Source organism: Leucobacter komagatae (assembly GCF_000834055.1).
GTDB classification, from domain to species: Bacteria; Actinomycetota; Actinomycetes; order Actinomycetales; family Microbacteriaceae; genus Leucobacter; species Leucobacter komagatae_A.
Map to the genome: position 1 here is coordinate 1 of NZ_JXSQ01000041.1, position 17,078 is coordinate 17,078.

A 17,078-nucleotide genomic window follows, 5' to 3' on the forward strand; every position below is an offset into this window, starting at 1 on the left:
CGGCAGTACTCATCCGGGAACGCTCCTCCCAACTCGAGCGCATGTAGTTACGAAAGAGCTCGTCTCCCACTTCAAGTTCGTACCGAGCAAAGCGCCGAGTTGCATACCAGTGCAGAATGACTGCAAACAGGCCCTTGAGGACGAATAGGGCGCAAACGACGACAGCGATCCACGGCACCGCGCCGGCAGGCAACTCCCCAATTACCGGCAGCTGGATGGCCCTCCCGGACACCAGTGGTGTCACGGTAAGTACGATGAGCGCGAGGGCGAGGGTGTCGAGGATTGATAGCAAGCTAGTGACGATCGAGTACACAATATAGAAGGGCTTGGCCCCCTTTGGGAGCACGTCGAAGAGCTCGAGTAGTGTATTCCACAGAATTTTCATATCATTCCCCGTCTATTTCGGCTCGTGTAGGGGTTTCGGCGGCTTCACCCTCATCAAGCCAATTTGCGAGTACACGCCCGCTCTCACGCCCATCGTGCCAATGCCGCACAAACTGTGTGCCTTCACCAGCAATTCGGCGTGCGGTCGCACGATCCTCCAGAAGGTCTTCAAGCACGTCAATGAGAGTATCTGGTGCGGCCTCAACAATGGGGAGTTCGCTCCCCGTCAGCTCAGCGACACGAGACCGAACAATGTCTGGCACGTGTGCTACTACCACTCGTCCAGCAGCCATTGCCTCACAGGCTGCGACCCCATACGGCCCCCCACGCACCTGGTCCACAACGATATCGGCCCCCCTGACAAGATCGCGGACTTGAGCGTGAGGTATCCCCGAGGCTGAACGGTATTGAATTTTCCCCGCTTTATCCAGTTGGCGAAGCACGGGCTCAATCAGCGCCGTTCCCTTTACGACTGAGCTCGAAGGTATGTGTAATACAACTGGAATCGCGCTGTCAGACAGTGGCGGGGCAGTCCCGCTTGCCCACTCTTCAACATCGACCACCACGGGAAGCCACAGAGCGCTCGGCAACTCGGTGAGAAGGTCGGGCGTCGACACGAACAGGGGTGCGCAAACAGTGTTGATGAGAGCCCTGCTCCGGAGGACACGATTGCGCATTTGTAGCGTGAAGTCCGGATCAGCCGCGAAATAGGACAGAGGTTCGCTAGCAAGATGCAATTCGGGGTCACGAATATCACTCCCGTGAAACAGAAGCCCAACCCTTACACCCTCATTCCGGAGTGCCTCGATCTGTTGCGTCGCATCGTTCCTCAGCATGCCACCAAATGGCGGCATGGCCGACTCCACGAGGACTGCTTTGTACTCGATCGCAGCTCGGAATTGGGCACGCTGCCAGGCCTTAGAATGAGCGCCAAACCCCCGCAACACTGACTGGTCGACCTCAAAAGAATACGGCTCAACTTCTGACACGAATTGCATGCTGGTCACTACCGTACCGGGGCGAACGCGTTCGAGCGCCCGGGCCCAAGCAAAACCTTGTCCGGCGCTGTTCGCTGGCGCAATAAGCACATTCACTCCATCGGCATGGACAGGCAGAGCGCTTGGCCGCCGATGCCCCGACATTCGAAGCTTCAGAACAGAAGTCATAGCCCATAGCGATTGCCTGAGCCCCAAGATACTCAACGCGGACTGCTCCTAGGCAAGCTAGCTGAGACGCACGCGGTCACGCGTGCGGCAACGCCACCGAGCGACACGTTTTCGTGGGCCCATTCGGCGATCACCTTGCGATCGAGACCTGGGTCGCTGACAGCACGCTCGAGTGCCCCGGCAACAGCAGCAGGACTGAAGTCGACCCCCTCACCAAGGGCCGGATTCCCTGCGAGTACGACACCTGCCGGACCCGGACCCGCGTAGACGACCGGGGTTCCGCAAGCCCAAGCGGCGAAGACCTTTGTTGGGTACGCAAAGTCGTAGCCTGCGCCGGGCCGGATGCTCGCCACGCTCACTGCAGCGCCCCGCAGCCAAGCGGCAGCTTCTGCCGGCGGGACTGGTGGGTGAAAGTCAACCGGGGCGTCAAGCGCTTCGGCAAGGCGCTGCAGCTCGGGGAACGACGTTCCCTGCCCAAGGAACACGAGGCGCAGAGCGCTGCCATTGTCACGGAGCTGCGCAACAGCACGCACAAAGACTTCCGCTCCTTGCCATTCCGAAGCCGTCCCCGTGTAGATCGCATACGGAGTGTTCGGGGCCTCTGCCGCGGTTTCACCCTCGGGCATGAACAAATCGGTATCGATTCCGTTTCCGACTACGGTTACTTTCGCTTGCGGTGCGATCTCCATGATGCGGGCTGCGACGCCATCGTTCACAGCGAGTACGCCCGCTGCCCGGCTCCAAGAGTATCGCTCCATCCAACGAACCGCAGCCACCACGGGCCGAGGCGCACCGGTGCTCTCGCTTGCATCCGACCAGACATCGGCTGCGTACGGGAAAACTGCAGTCCGCCGAAGTCGCGCAGCGACAGTGACGCTTAGCGCCGTTGTGGGCGGCGGCTCAACAACGATTGCGTCCTGCCGCATCCCGCAGAGCACCCGGAAGAACAACGGGATGTCGAAACTCATGTATTGGACATAGCCACGCACGTAGCCCGTGCGGTCACGAATCACCGGGAACCGAGTCACTCTGTACGGTGCGGGAGCGGCAGTCGCTCCGCGCGGCGGGCGGACCGTAAGCACCCTCACCTCGTCGCCCCTTGCAAAGAAACTCCGAGCGAGAGCGCTCAGCCGGAAAGACGCAGCGCTAGGTTCAGGATCGAAGATCCTCGTAGCGATCGCTACTCGCATGGGTCGTCGCGACCGCCGGGCGCCTTCCAACTAGGCCCCGGCCCGCGCTACCGCAGTGACGCCTGCGATGATGCGTTCCAAGTCCGAGGGGGCGAGCGACGGGTGCACTGGTAGTGAGAGCACCTCTGCCGCTGCACGCTCAGTCTCAGGAAGTTCCAGGTTCGGTGCGAACCCTGATAGCGAGGGGAGCCTATGGTTAGGGATCGGATAATACACTCCTGACCCAACACCGTGCTCGTTCTTCAGCACGTCACGGAAGCGGTCACGCTCACCGTCGGAGATCCGGATTGTGTACTGGTGGTAGACGTGTACTGCGCCTTCGCGCACTACAGGCACGGTGATTCCGGGAATGCTCGCTAGCCCGGCATCGAGCACCTCCGCATTCCGTTGGCGCTGGGAAGTCCACCCGTCAACTTTCGTGAGCTGAGCCCGCCCAATGGCCGCATGCACATCCGTCATGCGGGCGTTGAAACCGATGACCTCGTTCGCGTACTGCGTCTCCATTCCCTGGTTTCGCAGCAAACGTACGTTTCGCGCGAGCTCGTCAGTCGAGCATGTCACCATGCCCCCCTCACCCGACGTCATGTTCTTCGTCGGGTACAGGCTGAACATCGCGAACGTGCCAAGAGTTCCTACGGGGCGCCCATTCCAGCTCGCCCCGTGGGCTTGCGCAGCGTCCTCGTAAACGTCGAGACCATGTTCCTCGGCAATCGCGAGAATCTCATCAACCATGAATGGGTGTCCATAGAGGTGTACGGGCATAATGCCCTTGGTGCTAGGGGTGATAGCTGCCCGCACAGCGTCTGGATCGAGTGTGAATGTATCGGGCTCGATATCCACAAATACAGGGGTGGCTCCAGTTAGCGCAACCGAATTGGCGGTCGCCGCAAAGGTAAAGGATGGCACGATAACTTCATCGCCGGCCCCGACGCCCGCTGCCAATAGTCCGAGATGCTGACCGCTCGTCCCCGAGTTCACCGCGACAGTTGGCCGGCCGGCCGCGAAATGCGTCGCAAACTCCCGCTCGAATGTCGCTACTTCAGGCCCTTGAGCAATCATGCCGGAGCGCAGCACCCTGTCGACGTACTCCCGTTCGAGATCACCAACAATAGGCTTGGCCGGGGGGATGAACTCAACAGTCACGAGACTCCTTCAAAGCATAGACAGAACACGATCTTACGCCTGCTCTCTGATGGCAGTTGTCGAACTGGCGATTTCTTGAGCGTTCGCTCATTGCCGCGCCGTCTTGCTCTCCGTTGGCCGACCGCTTGAAGGTCGCCAAGGCCAGAAGCAGCCGTTCAGGCCTTATGGTAACTCACAATATGTGTGAACAGGTTCCCACCCTCAACACCGTTTCCGGTGTGGCACCGAAATCGCGAGTGCATTGCGAAGGAACGCATCCCGACGAAGCGTCTGAGACAATGGAAGCATGACCTCAGCTATCCCCGGCGCCGCTTCCGTGGCGCGAGACCACTCCGACGTCTGGGTAGTGATCCCCTTGTTCAATGAGGCAACTGTAATTGGCGGCGTTATCGAGGATCTCAATGTATCCTTCCAAAACGTCGTCTGCATCGACGATGGTTCCCGAGACGGCTCAGGTGAAGTCGCCTCACGAGCAGGGGCAAAAGTGGTTCGGCACCCTATTAATCTTGGGCAAGGCGCCGCGCTTCAAACGGGGTTCGAGTATGCCCTCGAACGCGGTGCCACCTATGTGGTTACATTCGACGCTGACGGGCAACACCGTGTCATTGACGCGTGCGCGATGCTTGAGCGCGCACGAGCAGAAGATCTCGCCGTCGTGTTCGGATCTCGATTCCTCGACGATAGAACTCAACCTGGGCTACTCAAGAAGATCGTCCTGAAGACCGCGGTTTGGGTGACGAACCTCACCACACGTACCAAGCTCACTGATGCTCACAACGGGCTACGCGTGATCCGAGAGGATGCTCTCCGGATGGTCAAGCTCCGCCAGGACCGGATGGCTCATGGCACGGAAATCGTCGTCCAGCTCGGGCGAACCGGCCTTCCCTACGCGGAGCAGCCGGTTGAGGTTCTCTACACCGATTATTCGAAAGCAAAAGGGCAGTCCCTTCTCAATTCCATCAACATCCTCATCGACCTCGTTATTCGGTAGGCAGCTATGCAACTCATTCAGTTCTTGCTAATCGCAGGCGTCCTCATCGCTGTCGTACTCGCTGTGCGCTTCCTCCCTGGCGACCGATCCCTGGCGATCAAACGAATCGTCGCGATCGTTTTCGCTGTGAGCGCGGTACTCGCGATTCTGTTCCCGCAGGCTCTCACGAGAGTCGCCTCGTTCTTCGGAGTGGGCCGCGGAACAGATCTACTTCTGTACGTCTTCGTGCTGATGACACTGTGGTTTGCTGTAGCAACTATCCGGGCGAAAGCCCGAAGTGATGCTCGCGTCACTGACCTTGCACGAGCCGTTGCGCTCATGGAAGCCCGGGCAGAGGACAGCGCCGGTCGCAGGGACGCGCAGCCGTGATTGCCTGGATTCAGGCTGCCCCCGCGTTTCTCGCAGCAGCAGCCCTTGTACTGTTGCCGGGATTGCCGCTTGCACTCGCCCTCCGGCTCCGTGGACTGGCGCTCCTGGCTGGCGCAACGGCCGCGTCCTTTGCGCTGATCACGCTCTCTTCTCTTCTCGGCCCGGTACTCCACCTCACATGGAGCGCGCTCCTTCCGCTGGGGCTCGGGCTACTCGTGTTCCTGATAACCTGGCCGATCTTCCGCCGGTTATCCTTCCGACCTACAGAGACAGTGTTGCGTTCCCTCGGTTGGCCGGTTCTAGCGCTGCTCGTGGCGGCAATTCTCATCGGCAGCTTGGTGCGGGCAGGGCTCGGGTCACCTGAGACCATTTCCCAAAGTTACGACAGCGTATTCCACCTGAATCTAGTGCAGTTCATTCTTGACGGCGGCGACGCATCACCGGTGCACATGACGATGGCGGTGCCTGACCGCACATTCAACTTTTATCCGAACACATGGCACTCAACTGCAGCCCTCGTGAGTCAGCTTGCAGGGGTGGGCGCAGACGTTGCGACGAGCGCGATGATCGTCGTCACGACTTGCCTGGTTTGGCCCATCGCAATCCTGTTTTTTGCTGCCCCTCTGTTGGGTCCCGCCCGCCATCCACGGCACCTCTTCACTATCGCAGTGCTCGCCAGTGGGTTTTCGGCATTCCCCTACCTGCTGCTGCGTTGGGGGGTGCTCTACCCGAATCTGTTGTCAACCGCCCTCATTCCCATCGCGCTTGGGTTCCTTCACGCCGCAATACGGCGCCGGTATTTTGGGCCTGAGATCGGTGGTGTTGCGGCTTGGGTCGCCCTGATCGGGTCCCTCAGCGCTGGAATCGCGGCCCATCCCAATGCGATGTTCGGGTTCGCAGCAATCGCTGTCCCGCTCACCCTCGCGACGCTGCCTGCTTTTGTTCGTGCAGCACCTAACGTTTGGTCTCGAGCAGCGCGCGTAGTGATGGTCGTTGTGCCGTTTGTTGTGATCTTCGTTCTCTGGGGCAAACTGAGCACGTCCGACAACACACGTGTCTTTGAGTCCGGGGTGGCCACGGCATTCATTAGCGGTGTAACGAACGCTCCACTCCTCGACTCGCGCGCTTGGTTTGCGACGGTACTTGTTCTAAGCGGCTTGATCGTCGCTCTAACGACGAAAGGGATACGGTGGCTCGCCGCATCCTACGCCGTCGTTATTGGGCTCTACACGATTGCGAGTGGCACCAGCGGACCGTTGCGCACAATGGTCACAGGTTTGTGGTACAACGACGCAAACCGGCTCGCGAGTCTTACCGTCATCGTCGCGGTACCGCTAGCCGCGCTAGCGCTAGGGCGTCTCACCGATGTAATAGCTGCTTCAGGGCGCCCCGGGGTGAGCATCGCCACAGGGCCTGTCATCCTGCCACCGAAAGGGGCAGTTCCAACGCCCAGTGCAACCACGCTGAGTCGAGTGTGGAGCCCCGGAGCCTCGACGGGTTTGATCATCGCCCTCGTGCTCGTCGCAGCCGCGTTCGGTATGCGCGGGGCTAGCATCACTCAGATCAGCGGACAGATCAATGATCTTCACCGTCTCGATGAAGAATCTTGGCTGTTGTCTACGAATGAGATTGAGCTCATGGAAAAAGCAGATGAGGTACTCCCTGAAGATGCCGTCATTGCAGGCAATCCATGGAATGGCAGTGCTTTTGCTCTTACCTACGCGCATCGTGAGGTGCTCTTCCCACATCTAGGTGGTGAATATGGGGAGGATGCCGGTGTAATCGCCCGCGAGCTCAAAGACGCCACACCCGCGGCATGCGCAGCAGCTGAGCGTCTTGGCGTTGAATACGTTCTGGATCTCGGTGATCTCTACTCCGTCGGGGGGTCCGCGAAGCGGGAACTGGATTACCCAGGCCTCACGGATGTAGCGAACTCGCCCGCCTTTACAACGATTCTCAGCGTAGGTGACGCGGTTCTCTATCGCCTCGACGGTTGCGACTAAGTCTGCCGTGAACAGTAGTCGTAGACTGGTGTCGCTCGAAAAAGATTGTCGCTGCTGCGACGGAGAGAAGCACTTATGACCATCAAGTATGGCCTCATTGGACTTGGGATGATGGGACGCCACCATGCGCGAGTTCTTCGCGAAATGGACGGAGTGGACCTCATCGCGCTTGCTGACCCTGTAGGCGACCCCCACGGCGTTGCAGGAGACACCCCGTTGCACGCTTCGGTCGACGGCCTCATTGAAGCGGGGATTGAGGCCGCCGTCGTCGCGGTACCGACCCGGTTCCATGAGGAGGTCGCACTTCGGCTCGCGGCAGCAGGCGTGCACACTCTCGTGGAGAAGCCTGTCGCACACACGCTTGAAGCAGCCGAGCGCTTGGTATCGGCGTTCGAGGAAGCAAATCTCATCGCAGCTGTTGGCCACGTCGAACGCTTCAACCCCGCGCTGATGAGCCTCCGTACCCGAATCGAGAACGGTGACCTTGGCGACGTCTACCAGATCCAGACACGTCGCCAGGGCCCATTCCCTGCCCGAATCGCTGATGTCGGCGTCGTAAAGGACCTCGGGAGCCATGACATCGATCTCACTTCATGGCTGGCACAGTCAAAGTACGAGACGCTCGCTGCACAGACCACTCACAGAAGCGGGCGCGAGCACGAGGACATGGTCTCAATCACTGGAGCTCTCGAGAACGGCATCATGGTGAATCACATCGTGAACTGGTTGACTCCCTTTAAGGAGCGTCTCACCCTCGTTACTGGTGAACGTGGTGCCTTCGTCGCCGATACTTTAACCGCTGATCTCACTTTTTACGAGAACAGCACCGGACACGGAACTTGGGACGCAGTCACCGCCTTTAGGGGGGTCAGCGAGGGAACAATAACGAGGTTTGCTCTCGATAAGCGTGAACCGTTGCGCAACGAGCACGAGGCCTTCCGCGACGCGATTCTAGGTGAGCGCCAGGATCACGTGTCGCTCCGCGAAGGCTACGAGACCTTAAGGGTGGCGGAAGCGGCCATCGAGTCAGCGTCCTCTGGAAAGACACTGCGTCTGTCGGAGAGCGTGTAGATGTCTGAACGTGTAAGCCCCCAGGCGTTCATTGGCGAGGGCGTAGAGCTCGGCGCCGATGTCGCTATCGGACCAGGTGCTGTACTTCTCGGCCCATGCGTTATTGAAGACAATGTCTGGATCGGCCCGGGTGCTCAAATCGGCGCTCCTCCCGAGATGGCATCTCTTCCGCAGAACGCCGCTTGGACCGGGGAGCTTGACCACGCCGGCGTCCGGGTTCGCACCGGAGCAGTCGTGCGCGAAGGCGCCGTAATCCATCAGGGGACATACCGCGAGACCACCGTCGGAGAACGAAGCTGGGTGCTGAACCGTGCATACCTAGCCCACGATGTACTCCTCGGGGCCGACGCAACTGTCTCAGCTGGCGTGTCGGTCGGCGGCCACTGCGAAATCGGGGATCGCGTCAACATCGGCATGAACGCAGTCGTCCATCAGCGCCGCGTCATCGCCCCGGGTGCGATGATCGGAATGGGAACGCCTGTGACTCGTGACGTTCCTCCTTTTGCCAAGGTCTACGGCACTCCGCCCCGCATTACCGGGGTGAACTCTGTGGGGCTCGAACGGGCCGGCCATGATGCGGCCCTCGAGACCCTACTCCTAGAGTACTATTCGAGCGGTCAGTTCCTCACGACCCACGAGCCTCTCCCTGACGCAGTCCAGTCCCTCCTCACTGAGCTCGCCTGGTGGCGGGCACATGAAGGGCTGCGCCCTGCGCGTTGCACATTCGCTCCCAGATATTCGAAGTAGGCTATACAACCGTGGCTAACGAATCCATCCTCCTGGATCCGGAGTTTGACACACCCGGTAAGAGTCGAGGACTAATTGACGTCTTTAAGTACAGGTACCTTTTAACCCTTCTACTCAAGAAGGGGATGTCGACGAGGTACTACGGGTCCGTGCTGGGCTGGGTATGGTCGTACATCCGGCCAGCCGCTCAGTTCCTGATGTATTACATCGTCGTTGGTATTATCATGAACGGCGATCGCGGCGTCCCGCTGTTTCCGGTCTATCTCTTCTCCGGAATCGTCGCAGTGAACCTCTTCAGCGAGATCCTCCGGAATACGACCGCGGCGGTCGTCGACAACCGGGCATTGGTGCAAAAGATTTTCCTTCCACGGGAACTTTTCCCCGTCGCGGCTGTGGGCGTTGCACTCCTGCATTTCCTTCCACAGGCAATCTTGCTCCTTGCCGTAGTGCTCTTCCTCGGTTGGACAATCAGCCTGGCTCAGATAGCCGCCTTCGTCGTCGGCCTTATCATCATCATCGTGTTTGCCCTTGGGCTGGGACTTCTCTTCGGGGCCGTAAACGTGGCTTACCGTGACGCGAGAAACTTCGTGGATCTTATCCTGATGTTCGCAACGTGGGCATCACCGGTCCTATACTCCTGGACGATGGTGCACGATAGGGCTCCATCGTGGTTGTTTCATACTTATATGCTGAACCCGCTCACGAGCGCGGTTCAGCTATTCCATGACACGTTCTGGCAGCCACTCGCGCCGGACGTTGCCCACCCCGATTTGCTGATGACGTATGTCGGCGTGGGCGTCGCAATTTCTTTCATCACATTGGTCGTCGGCCAGTTGGTATTCCGTAAGTTGGAGCCTGCTTTTGCTCAGCGAATTTAACTCGTCTTCCGCCCCGAAGCCTGCAATCGTGTTTGAGGACGTTTCCAAGACGTTCGCAATCAGCCATGCTTATTCATTCAAGGAGGCCTTCATCGCGACATTACGCCGCAAGGAACTCTCCTCAGAATTTAAAGCGGTCGACAATCTCTCACTCGAAGTACCCGAGGGGCAGTCTGTTGCAATCATGGGTCGCAATGGCTCGGGAAAGTCAACCACTCTAAAGCTGCTTTCGGGAGTGCTCCGCCCCGACCGAGGTTGGGTGCGAACCCGTGGGCGTGTCGCAGGGCTCCTAGAAGTCGGGGCGGGGTTTCATCCCGACCTCTCTGGAAGACAGAACGTGTACCTCAACGCGGCCATTCTCGGCATGTCAAAGGAGGAAACCGACGCTCAGTTCGAGAGTATTCTCGAGTTCTCTGAGATTGGTGAATTCATCGACACTGAGGTGAAGCGTTATTCCTCTGGTATGTACGCGCGACTCGGCTTTGCCGTCGCCGTTCACACAGAAGTGGACGTTCTGCTGGTCGATGAGATCTTGTCAGTCGGTGATGCGCAGTTCAGGCAAAAGTGTGATCAAAAAATGCTTGAAATGCGTGAGCAGGGCAAGACTATGTTTATTGTCAGCCATAGTGCTGCTCAGGTGAGAAAGCTGTGTGAGCGTGGCGTCGTCCTTGAGGAAGGACGTGTTGCTTTCGACGGCCCCATCGAAGAAGCGATCCTCTATTTGAATGGAGCTTCCGAGCAAACGCCAGACAACGGGTTCCCTGTTGTCGGAGACTACGCGGAAGTATACCTGGTGAGTCCGCCCCGCTACGGTCAACCGTCGGGTCCACGCATTGAGACCACCGCAAACGGCGGTGGAACCTACCAGGAGTTCCGGTGGGGAATTATCACGTCGTTCGTATCCGACACTGGTGAGATAATAACACAGGGACTCTGGCGAGACATTTTTCTCGCCGCATATACGAAGAATGGAGGCCCCACGGGTCCGTGGGGATTCATCGTCGGCAAAGCAGAAGGACACCTCGAGGATGACCAGCCTCGCTCAATGGAGTTCCAGAATGGCACGGCAATCTTCACAATCGATGATGGCTTGTCGTTCATTCCACATGATTAGCACGCCCGGTTCGTCCCAAGCAAGAACCGCGTCCCAGAAGGACAACAAACATGAAGAATCTTCTCCGTAGGTCCCGTCAATGGCTTCTGCGCCCCCTTGCCCAGTCTTTACAAACCCAACGCGACGACCTGGCCTCGTTTCGCCGACACACGTCTGCACTCCTCGAGGATGCAGTCCGAGGGAGCGCCACCCACTCCTTGGATCAGCTCGAAGATATGCTAAACCGGCAGCAGCTCGATTTCACAGAGACTCTCGAGCGGATAGCTTCTGAAAGGCTCAGCTTCGCTCGCTTTGGCGACGGAGAGTTCAAGTCGATGCTTCGGCCCTCATATAACCTTCGTTTCCAGCCAGGGAGTCCTGAACTGGCTGCCGAGCTCAGGAGCGTGTTTACCGACCCTCACGAAGACTCACGTTGCCTCGTTGGATTCCCAACTCTTTATCGTGACTTGCACTGGTCAAGAGTGTGGATAGATATCTGGCCAGAGGTTAGGCAGCTAATTCACCCTTCGCAGGTCTTTGGAAATGCTCACGTTTCGCGACCGATTCTGTTTCAGACACTCGGCGGTACTGGTGTTTCGTTATGGCGTTCAGTATGGCACGGGCGCAAGGTCGTATTGGTTACCGGCAAGAACTCCCGCATGACGCTTTCTCCCGAGCTTTTCGACAACGTGAGCGAAGTGACTCGCATTGATTCCGTGGCCGTCGATGCGTTTAGTGACCTCCCCAGGGTGTTGGGAAAGATTGCGTCGTTCCGCGATAAGGATCACCTGTTCCTCATTGCGCTTGGCCCAGCAGGTACGATTTTGGCAAGCAAGCTTGCGAAGCTCGGAGAACAAGCGATCGACGTCGGGCACATCAGCGATTCCTTCGAGACGGTTTTCCAAGGCGCGGAGTGGCCAGAGAAAAAACCTCTGACAAGATAGAGGGCTGTCGGTTCGCCACAGCGTTGTGTGTCAGGCAGGTGCCGCAGAAACGAGCGTCTCCATTTCAGGACCATTCGAGCCCCAATCCCAGACACCCAAGCCATCTATTCTCAGCGTATTAATCAGCTATAGTCAATCACGTATATGAATCAGTGAACTCCGAGGATTGTCTCGGATCCGAAGTCTTGACGATTGGTTTGAAGCGTAATGACGGTAGAAGATACAACTGCAACAGCTTCTCATCCTCAGAAGCAGCAAGACACGCGGCGTCTGATTTCTTTTGTCTTTCCTATTTACAACGAAGAAGACAACCTCACACCGCTGATTGCCGAGATGGACCACATCACTGCCGATTTGGACTATAGACGCGAATACCTCTTCGTCAACGATGGCAGCGAAGATAGCTCGCTGGAACGACTGTTGGAGATCTCGCACAGACCGGACGTGCGCATTCTTGACCTGTCACGCAACTTTGGACATCAGATTGCGGTGACCGCAGGTCTCGACGCAGCGGATGGCGATGCCGTCATCATAATGGATGCTGACATGCAGGATCCCCCTCGCGTATGTCTCGAACTGATCCATGAATGGGAACAGGGCTACGACGTTGTCTACGCTCAACGCAGGTCGCGTCAAGATACAGCATTTAAGAAGTTTACGGCTTCGATGTTCTATAAGACCTTAGATGCTTTGGCTGACATCGACATTCCGCAGAACACTGGCGATTTCCGCTTGATCAGTCGTGCAGTGGTTCTGGAGATTCGGCGATACCGCGAGCACGACCGGTTCCTACGCGGAATGATCTCTCACGCGGGGTTCAGACAGCACGCTGTCCAGTTTGATCGAGATCCGCGGGCAAGTGGCACCACCGGCTACTCTCTGAAGTCAATGCTCAAGCTTGGCACCGATGGGATTCTTGGGTTCTCTCAGGTACCACTTCGCCTCATCAGCAGAGTGGGGTTCGTTGTCTCATTGCTCAGCCTGCTCGCGATTGTGTATGTAGTCATCGTGCGTCTCTTTTTTCCGCAAGTGACCGTCGAGGGCTGGGCTTTCCTGGCTTGCGCTATTTTCCTCATGGGAGGCGTCCAAACAATGCTGCTTGGAATCATTGGCAGCTACATCGGTCGCATCTTTGCCGAAGTAAAGGGCCGTCCGCTCTACAGCTTGCAGGAACCACGTGTCACCGCGTTTGATAGAAGAGAAATGTGATGTCGCTGGAGCCGATTCGCACTAAGGTTCCGACAAGCATCAAGTCGTACTTCCCTTTCCAGACTCTAAGTACGATTATCTTCAACCGGTTTGCGGGGTTGGTGCTCGCCTCCATTCTGCTCGCGACACTGGTATTCCCTCGTGTACAAGAACATGTACCTCGGAGCCTCTGGACCTTGCTCGGATGTGCAGTAGGCATCGGCATCATCATCCTGGTCAAAAACCTGCCGGCCAAGTCCCCTGGGCGACCATCTCCAAACGGGGTGTGGCTCCTTGCCGTAGTTGGCGCAATGTGCGCTGGTTCGGTCGCTGTCGTCGTTGGCCGAGCGCTCTCGTTCGATTACGGCTGGGATGCACGTGTCGTAATGGAGGCAGCGCAGACACTCGCGGTCGGGTCCGATCTGGGTGCATATCCTTACGACTACTTCTCGCGTTACCCCAACAACATTCCGCTCCTCGCACTCGATCGGCTGATCGTCAGCGGGGCAAGCCTGTTCGGTATTCCGCTTGGAACTGCGATTGCATTTTTGAACGGCGTATGCGTCACAGTGGTCTCGATATCCGTTTTCATTTCTGTAAAGACGTTGAGCAGTACGCGTTTCGCCTTTCTGAGCCAGGGAATGGTCTTCGCCTTTTTCGCGTTCTCGCCGTGGCTTGCGGTTCCCTACACGGATCTCCCAGTCGCCGCTTTGCTTGCCCTTTCAGTGGCGCTGTGGCTGGTCACTTTCTCTGAATCCAAATCAGGCGTCACCACTCTCGCTGTCTGCGCGATGTCCGGGATAGCTGCGGGCGCGGCGATCGCACTAAAGCCCACAGCAATGATTCTGCTGATCGCTATGTCGCTCAGCGTGCTAAGCGGTACGCGCAGAGGCCGCTGGCGACGGGCCACCACGCGACTGGGAACCGCTCTCGGGGCCGCCTGCATAGTAATAATCCTGAGTTCGAGCCTGCTGCCCGCGGCCGCTGGACTCGACACAGCAAAGCTTGATGCCTCGAGGGCGTTTCCGATGCACCATTTCGCTCGGATGGGACTTATCGAAGCTCCAGGCGAGAACGGTGCCACGCGTTACGGGGGCTACGACGCTGCCGCTGTGAAGGAGATGGGCGCAGCTGAGACAGTGGCTGAACGAAAGGCGCTCTCACTTGCCGCAATGGAATCTGAACTCCGGGCGATGGGTCCCGTCGGCTACCCATCGTTCTTAGGGAAAAAGGCGATATGGATATGGTCTGACGGCACCTTTGGCAGTTGGGTGGAAGGCCGAGACCACGGGGAGCGCCTCGGGCGAGATGGGGCGCTCAGCACCGCACTGCAGAGTTTCCTACACCCTGCTGGCGCTTCCTGGCCTCTTTGGAGCGCCTCACTGACAGGCTTGTGGTTCGCTCTTCTTCTGACAATTTCTTTCTTTCTCTGGCCCCAGGGGCGGCGGACAGATGTCCTTGTTCTGAGCCTTAGCGTCTTGGGGATCGGTGCGTTCAGCTTGCTCTTTGAGGGCCGTGCCCGCTATCTGATTATTTTTCTCCCAGCGATAATCACCCTCGCTTCTTGCTTGCCCGCATATCCTGGCGCTTGGCGTGCACTCCAACACCGGAGGAACCCCGCACGCGCGAAGGATACTCATGAGTGAGAAGGAGTCGCCGCGGAGCAAGCGTAGAGATCAAAGGAAGCTTCTTCGATTCGCGGTCGTCGGTCTCCTTAACACCGGGCTGGACGTAGGTTTGCTGTTCGTCTTCCTAGGGCTCGGACTCAACCTATGGTTCGCGAACGCGTTGTCCACAGGCATCTCGCTCGTTTTCAGCTTCTTTGTCAACCGGTCCTTTACTTTTGCGAGTTCCGGCAGGGCGCTTCACCAAGCTGTTTGGTTTGTCTTGGTGACGCTGTTTGGCCTTTGGGTACTACAGCCAGCCACAATGTTCTTGGTGCTCCATGCGGCCGACGCTTTGCTAGCTAACCCGTGGCTAATGCTGAGCGCAAAAGGCTTGGCGACGCTCGTTTCGATGTCGTGGAACTACTTGCTCTACAACAAACTCGTTTTCCGAAGCCAACAGCGTTGAGTGCGATTCAGTACCTTTACCCAGACCAGAAGTGCGTCGCATAACTCGTCACAGTTTGTTCGAACGCGTGCTCGCCACCTAGCTCACGTATCCCCGTAGCCAGTCAAGCGTTCGCTCGGTTGCATCACCATGCTCAGAGGAGCACACGTCTTCTACGATCTCTGCGGGGTTCGCTGCAGACGAGATTCGATGCGTCAAAATTTGGACAAGCTCCAAGTTCGTTCTTGCTATCGGTCCGGGGAAGGTCTGTTCGTAATCGAAGTATGTACCCCGAGTTGTCGAGACGTAGGTTTCCAGGTCAGGAACAAATGCAACTATTTGCTTTCCCGTCAGCATGTAGTCGAAGAACATCGACGAGTAATCGGTAATGAGAAGATCTGACGCTGCAATGAGCTGCGCAAGGTTCGACAGTCCAGAAACATCGAGGATGCGATCGTCGGCAACAGTTCTGTCAAAACTTCGCGTATTCGAATGCCCTCGGAGCAGTACGCGAGACTGTCCGCCCAAAGCGTCCAGGATCTGGGGAAGGTTGATCTCTTCGTAACCGGCCCCTGCGATGCCAGAACCCGCGTTGTCGCGCCATGTAGGCGCATAGAGGACGACCTTTTGGTGATCTTGGATTCCGTACTCTGCGCGGAACTCATCGCGGAGTTTCTGCATTTGCTCGGCATTAAAAAACACGTCATTGCGTGGATACCCTGTTTGCAGGAGCGGCCCCTCATACTCAAAGGCGCGCGCGAGCAGCGCCCCGGCTTGCGGGCTTTGAGCTAGCAAAAGGTCCCAGGACTCAACCTCGCGACTCATCAGATCTCTGTACTGGTTACTCAGTGATGTAGCAGGGACGTCGTTTGCAATCTTCTTCAGGGGGGTTCCATGCCAGGTCTGAATGTACACCTGGCCTGGGCGCTTTCTAAAGTAGTGGGGGAAATGCGCACTGTTCAGAAGGTACTTGGCGCGGTGGAGGATCTCGATGAACTCTGCGGAGTGGAGGGGCACTACGCGTCCGCCTCCGCCAGGGTCTTGATCCAAACTCTGAACGGCCCACACGACCTCGTCAACCAGTCCTTCGGAGATCATCCTCTCAGCGATAGGACGAGGACTGTCGTGAACGGACGCCCCAGAAAACGACATGCACAGCACTGTCCGTGGCATGAGTGGGCGATCAAAGGCCAGCTCTCTAGTCTCATCAAGCCGACGTCGATTTCGTGTGAGTGTCCACTCTGAAGTCTCTAAGGGCCCCTGGAGCCTCAACAAGACCGACCGGTTAAATCCGAAGTCGGTCGATTCAACTCGCCCTGATGCAGTCTTCAACCTGCTGCGGTGGCCAACCGCTCTGCGGTCTCGGAACTCCAACGGAATAGAGGACGTAAACGGGTCAACGGCTCCCGATGGCATCATGCAGAGGCCAAACATCCCCGAGGTAGGCGCTATGAAGGGCTCGCCCCAACGTGGGCGGTTCGCGAGTACAAACACGGCGGAAAACTCAGAAGCTCGCTCATCAGTAACAAGCTCGTCTGGCTCCAGAACAACCCCGTCTACCCGCAACATTACAATTCGTGGTGTGTCTGCCGTCTGTGCGTTGAAAGCACCGGCCACCGTGATTCTGTTTCCGTCGGTTACGACCCGTTCTACGACTGCCCTCCAGCGCGAATCGATTATTTCAAGCCATCCAGAGCCCGAAGGGCGAACCGCAACTGCTCCAGTTTCTGCTGAGAGCAATTCAGCCTGTGTTCCCTCGGGATACGGGAGAGGATAGGTGCCCTTCTCACAAACTAGCTCTAGGCTCCAGACAGTCTCAAATTGCCTCTCCCAGGCTTTCGCTCGCAAGGGCAATTCAG

Annotated in this window: 15 protein-coding genes and 1 pseudogene; 11 read left to right on the forward strand and 5 right to left on the reverse strand. The window is 57.8% G+C overall.

What is annotated here, in order from left to right; all coding sequences use genetic code 11:
- From SD72_RS15720 to SD72_RS15735, 4 genes and pseudogenes are all read right to left on the reverse strand, one after another.
- Positions 1-385: pseudogene (locus SD72_RS15720) on the reverse strand (ABC transporter ATP-binding protein); the annotation flags it as partial.
- A 1-nt stretch (position 386) separates the two neighbouring features.
- Positions 387-1,472 carry a hypothetical protein gene (locus SD72_RS15725; RefSeq protein WP_052492765.1) on the reverse strand — a complete coding sequence of 362 codons (1,086 nt, stop codon included), beginning with the start codon at positions 1,470-1,472 and terminating at the stop codon, positions 387-389.
- Between the two features lie 110 nt (positions 1,473-1,582).
- A complete protein-coding gene (locus tag SD72_RS15730; protein WP_042545418.1) occupies positions 1,583-2,740 on the reverse strand; it encodes a glycosyltransferase in 1,158 nt (385 codons plus the stop codon).
- A gap of 30 nt (positions 2,741-2,770) precedes the next feature.
- The gene (locus tag SD72_RS15735) at positions 2,771-3,883 is read right to left on the reverse strand and encodes a DegT/DnrJ/EryC1/StrS family aminotransferase (protein ID WP_042545419.1); all 1,113 of its coding nucleotides are present in this window, start codon (positions 3,881-3,883) and stop codon (positions 2,771-2,773) included.
- Positions 3,884-4,169: 286 nt separating this feature from the next.
- Between SD72_RS15735 and SD72_RS15740 the strand changes: the two genes are divergently transcribed.
- The 11 genes from SD72_RS15740 (at position 4,170) to SD72_RS15790 (ending at position 15,240) form a co-directional block, all read left to right on the forward strand.
- Positions 4,170-4,874 carry a glycosyltransferase family 2 protein gene (locus tag SD72_RS15740; protein ID WP_042545420.1) on the forward strand — a complete coding sequence of 235 codons (705 nt, stop codon included), beginning with the start codon at positions 4,170-4,172 and terminating at the stop codon, positions 4,872-4,874.
- A gap of 6 nt (positions 4,875-4,880) precedes the next feature.
- On the forward strand, positions 4,881-5,243 hold the full coding sequence (locus SD72_RS15745; protein ID WP_042545421.1) for a DUF2304 domain-containing protein: 363 nt from the start codon (positions 4,881-4,883) through the stop codon (positions 5,241-5,243).
- Entirely contained in the window at positions 5,240-7,246 is a 2,007-nt protein-coding gene (locus SD72_RS15750) for a DUF6541 family protein (RefSeq protein ID WP_042545422.1), read from the forward strand. The genes SD72_RS15745 and SD72_RS15750 overlap by 4 nt, the downstream gene beginning before the upstream one ends.
- A gap of 75 nt (positions 7,247-7,321) precedes the next feature.
- Complete coding sequence (locus SD72_RS15755; RefSeq protein WP_042545423.1) at positions 7,322-8,317, forward strand: Gfo/Idh/MocA family protein; 996 nt, start codon at positions 7,322-7,324, stop codon at positions 8,315-8,317.
- The gene (locus SD72_RS15760; RefSeq protein WP_042545424.1) at positions 8,318-9,064 is read left to right on the forward strand and encodes an acyl-ACP--UDP-N- acetylglucosamine O-acyltransferase; all 747 of its coding nucleotides are present in this window, start codon (positions 8,318-8,320) and stop codon (positions 9,062-9,064) included. It begins immediately after the preceding gene.
- A gap of 11 nt (positions 9,065-9,075) precedes the next feature.
- Entirely contained in the window at positions 9,076-9,942 is an 867-nt protein-coding gene (locus SD72_RS15765; RefSeq protein ID WP_042545425.1) for an ABC transporter permease, read from the forward strand.
- Positions 9,943-9,970: 28 nt separating this feature from the next.
- Positions 9,971-11,056: an ABC transporter ATP-binding protein gene (locus SD72_RS15770; RefSeq protein ID WP_232299827.1), complete on the forward strand. Its 1,086-nt coding sequence runs from the start codon at positions 9,971-9,973 to the stop codon at positions 11,054-11,056.
- 197 nt (positions 11,057-11,253) lie between these two features.
- Positions 11,254-11,979 (forward strand): GT-D fold domain-containing glycosyltransferase, encoded by a 726-nt coding sequence (locus SD72_RS17575; RefSeq protein ID WP_198142013.1) that lies wholly within the window; start codon positions 11,254-11,256, stop codon positions 11,977-11,979.
- Between the two features lie 207 nt (positions 11,980-12,186).
- Entirely contained in the window at positions 12,187-13,188 is a 1,002-nt protein-coding gene (locus tag SD72_RS15780) for a glycosyltransferase family 2 protein (protein ID WP_042545428.1), read from the forward strand.
- On the forward strand, positions 13,188-14,813 hold the full coding sequence (locus SD72_RS15785; protein ID WP_157000641.1) for a glycosyltransferase family 39 protein: 1,626 nt from the start codon (positions 13,188-13,190) through the stop codon (positions 14,811-14,813). Before SD72_RS15780 ends, SD72_RS15785 begins: the two co-directional genes overlap by 1 nt.
- Complete coding sequence (locus SD72_RS15790; protein WP_042545430.1) at positions 14,806-15,240, forward strand: GtrA family protein; 435 nt, start codon at positions 14,806-14,808, stop codon at positions 15,238-15,240. The genes SD72_RS15785 and SD72_RS15790 overlap by 8 nt, the downstream gene beginning before the upstream one ends.
- A 78-nt stretch (positions 15,241-15,318) precedes the next feature.
- Here SD72_RS15790 and SD72_RS15795 read toward each other — a convergent pair.
- The coding region (locus SD72_RS15795; RefSeq protein ID WP_232299828.1) for a CDP-glycerol glycerophosphotransferase family protein at positions 15,319-17,078 on the reverse strand (1,760 nt) is incomplete at its 5' end.

Excerpts from the sequence above, each read along its gene's own strand:
- SD72_RS15730 (WP_042545418.1), bottom strand. The coding sequence starts at position 2,740 with ATGCGAGTAGCGATCGCTACGAGGATCTTCGATCCTGAACCTAGCGCT.
- SD72_RS15780 (WP_042545428.1), top strand. The coding sequence starts at position 12,187 with ATGACGGTAGAAGATACAACTGCAACAGCTTCTCATCCTCAGAAGCAG.
- SD72_RS15745 (WP_042545421.1), top strand. The coding sequence starts at position 4,881 with ATGCAACTCATTCAGTTCTTGCTAATCGCAGGCGTCCTCATCGCTGTC.
- SD72_RS15755 (WP_042545423.1), top strand. The coding sequence starts at position 7,322 with ATGACCATCAAGTATGGCCTCATTGGACTTGGGATGATGGGACGCCAC.
- SD72_RS15760 (WP_042545424.1), top strand. The coding sequence starts at position 8,318 with ATGTCTGAACGTGTAAGCCCCCAGGCGTTCATTGGCGAGGGCGTAGAG.
- SD72_RS15740 (WP_042545420.1), top strand. The coding sequence starts at position 4,170 with ATGACCTCAGCTATCCCCGGCGCCGCTTCCGTGGCGCGAGACCACTCC.
- SD72_RS15785 (WP_157000641.1), top strand. The coding sequence starts at position 13,188 with ATGTCGCTGGAGCCGATTCGCACTAAGGTTCCGACAAGCATCAAGTCG.
- SD72_RS15790 (WP_042545430.1), top strand. The coding sequence starts at position 14,806 with ATGAGTGAGAAGGAGTCGCCGCGGAGCAAGCGTAGAGATCAAAGGAAG.